Source organism: Neisseria sp. P0001.S005 (genome assembly GCF_051963715.1).
Genome location: NZ_JBQCTZ010000293.1, coordinates 1 through 3188, shown reverse-complemented (window position 1 = coordinate 3188; position 3188 = coordinate 1). Strand labels below are relative to the sequence as shown.

Sequence of the window (3188 nt, the reverse complement as noted above, 5' to 3'; positions counted from 1 at the left end):
CGCTCCACCCTGATGTGGCGCTTCATGCTTGCCGACAACCTCACCGACTGCGCCAAAATGATTGCCGAAATCAGCAACGGCAAGCGCATGACGCGCGAGCGTTTGGAACAAAACATGATTAAAATGCGCCAAATCAACGCCCGCATGGTCAAAAGCCGCAGCCATCTGGCCGCCACATCCGGCGAAAGCCACATCAGCAACAATATGATGGAAGCCATGCAGCATGCCCACCGCAAAATCGTCAATACCACCGAGCTGCTCCTGACCACCGCCGCCAAACTTCGCGCGCCCACGCTCAACGAAAGCGAAATCCGCCTGCTCGACCGCCATTTCAACCAACTCCAACGCGAACTGCGCCTGACTGTCCGACTCATCAAAGGCCACTACGCCCGCCGTATCCGCATCGATACTTCGCTCAATATCGAACTAAGCAAACCGGCCGCCCGCCTGCATTACGACTGGCAAGGCTTCCTCTGGCTCAGCACCAATATGCGCAACGAAATCGCGGCATTGGTGATTCTGTTGCAACGTTCGCGCAATAAATGGTTGGACAAAAAAGAATTGCAACGCCTGAAAGAACACCTGCGCAACGACAACAAGCCCAAATAGGAAGAGGCCGTCTGAAAAAAGGCCTGTCGTATTTTTACCCAAACCCCACCGCAAGACAGCAAAAGGCCGTCTGAAACCCAATGGTTCAGACGGCCTTTCCATCAATTCATCCGTAATTCGCAATAAATGCCGCATAAAGCAAAATCCCCTGCAATTGCAGGGGATTTTTATATTTGGTTGCGGGAGCAGGATTCGAACCTACGACCTTCGGGTTATGAGCCCGACGAGCTACCATGCTGCTCCATCCCGCGTCAGAAGTTGTAACTATACGGAAAGACGGAATCTCTGTCAAGCGTTTTTGACAGAAAATGCGAAAAACGTCGCTTTACAAAAAACCGTCCGCATGGTTTAATTTTTCGTTAATAAAGAAACAGGGGTGCTGCTTTCAAACCGAGCGGCTGAGAAATACCCTTTACACCCGAACAGGATAATACCTGCGTGGGGAGTTTCGGCAAATGTGATTTTAGACGGTTGATTGAAGATATCCGCAAGGCCGTCTGAAAAAAAGCAATGCTCCTGTTTCCATTTCATAACTGAGAAACAGGAGCAATTTTTTATGACTACCGCTAAAAAAACCGGCAATGAGGCGCGCCGTCTTTCCGACTTGAGCGAAGACATCGGCATCCGCTTCCAATATCCCAACTCCGACCGCGTCTATATCCCGGGCAACCGCGCCGACATCCGCGTACCTTTACGCGAAATCCGTCAAGACGACACCTACACAGCACAAGGTACGGAAACCAATCCGCCGATTCCTGTGTACGACACCAGCGGCGCATACGGCGATCCGGCAGCACACATCGACCTGAAACAAGGGCTGCCGCACGTCCGCACCGCATGGCTGGACGAACGCAGCGATACCGAAATCCTGCCCAAGCTTTCCAGCGAATACGGCACCGAACGCGCGCACGATCCGAAAACCGCCCATCTGCGTTTCAACCAAATCACCCGTCCCCGCCGCGCCAAAACAGGCCGCAATGTAACCCAGCTTCACTATGCGCGCCAAGGCATTATTACGCCGGAAATGGAGTTTGTCGCCATACGCGAACGCATGAAACTGGACAAGCTTTTCAGACGGCCTGAATACGCCAAGCTCTTGAAACAACACGCAGGGCAAAGTTTCGGCGCGAATATCCCAACCCACCCCGACCAAATCACGCCTGAATTCGTGCGCCAAGAAATTGCTGCCGGACGCGCAATTATCCCTGCCAACATCAACCACCCCGAACTCGAACCGATGATTATCGGCCGCAACTTCCGCGTCAAAATCAACGGCAACTTAGGCAACTCCGCCGTCACTTCCAGCCTGACCGAAGAAGTCGAAAAAATGGTATGGTCGCTGCGTTGGGGCGCGGACACGATTATGGATTTGTCCACCGGCGCACACATCCACGAAACGCGCGAATGGATTATCCGCAACGCGCCCGTCCCCATCGGTACCGTACCTATTTACCAAGCTTTGGAAAAAACCGGCGGCATCGCCGAAGACCTGACTTGGGATTTGGTGCGCGATACCTTAATCGAGCAGGCAGAACAAGGCGTAGACTATTTCACCCTGCACGCAGGCGTGTTGCTGCGTTATGTACCGATGACGGCCGACCGCCTCACTGGCATCGTATCGCGCGGCGGCTCCATCATGGCGAAATGGTGTCTTGCCCATCATCAGGAAAACTTCCTCTACACGCATTTCGACGAAATCTGCGAAATCATGAAAGCCTACGACGTGTCGTTCAGCCTCGGCGACGGCCTGCGTCCCGGCTGCATTGCCGATGCCAACGATGAATCCCAATTCGCCGAGCTGCACACCTTGGGCGAATTGACTGCCAAAGCGTGGAAACACGACGTACAAGTGATGATCGAAGGCCCCGGCCATGTACCACTGCAACGCGTGAAAGAAAACATGACCGAAGAGCTGCAACACTGCTTTGAAGCGCCTTTCTACACCCTCGGCCCGCTCGTTACCGACATCGCCCCCGGCTACGACCACATCACCTCGGGCATAGGCGCGACCAATATCGGCTGGTACGGCACAGCCATGCTCTGCTACGTTACACCGAAAGAGCATCTCGGCCTGCCCGACAAAGAAGACGTGCGCACCGGCATCATTACCTACAAACTCGCCGCCCACGCCGCCGACCTCGCCAAAGGCTGGCCGGGCGCACAGTTGCGCGACAACGCCCTGAGCAAGGCGCGTTTCGAGTTCCGCTGGCGCGACCAATTCCGCTTAAGCCTCGACCCCGAACGCGCCGAGAGCTTCCACGACGAAACTCTGCCTGCCGAAGGCGCGAAAATCGCCCACTTCTGCTCAATGTGCGGTCCCAAATTCTGCTCGATGAAAATCACGCAGGAAGTGCGCGACTACGCCGACAAGCAAAAAGCCCAACAGCAAGGCATGGAAGAAAAAGCGATTGAGTTCGTCAAAAAAGGAGCGAAGCTTTACAGTTAAAACGTAAAACGAAAAAGGCCGTCTGAAAATGTTTCAGACGGCCTTTTTAACGAATAGAGACCTTTGCAAAATTCCCCAAAATCCCCTAAATTCCTACTAAGACATTTAGGGGATTTTCCATGAGTACCTTCTT

1 protein-coding gene, 1 tRNA gene, 1 pseudogene and 1 riboswitch are annotated in these 3188 nt (G+C 53.8%); of the genes and pseudogenes, 2 read left to right on the top strand and 1 reads right to left on the bottom strand.

All coding sequences use genetic code 11. The features are described from left to right. Window positions 1-609, top strand: a pseudogene (locus ACTHSP_RS19050) (FUSC family protein); the annotation flags it as partial. Window positions 610-783: 174 nt separating this feature from the next. On the opposite strand, the gene ACTHSP_RS19045 reads toward ACTHSP_RS19050, so the two are convergent. Next, window positions 784-860, bottom strand: a tRNA-Met gene (locus ACTHSP_RS19045). Between the two features lie 111 nt (window positions 861-971). Further along, window positions 972-1071: riboswitch (TPP riboswitch) on the top strand. 94 nt (window positions 1072-1165) lie between these two features. Between ACTHSP_RS19045 and thiC the strand changes: the two genes are divergently transcribed. Beyond that, entirely contained in the window at window positions 1166-3055 is a 1890-nt protein-coding gene (gene thiC / locus ACTHSP_RS19040) for a phosphomethylpyrimidine synthase ThiC (RefSeq protein WP_314513689.1), read from the top strand. Window positions 3056-3188 lie beyond the last annotated feature (133 nt).

Excerpts from the sequence above, each read along its gene's own strand:
- thiC (WP_314513689.1), top strand. The coding sequence starts at position 1,166 with ATGACTACCGCTAAAAAAACCGGCAATGAGGCGCGCCGTCTTTCCGAC.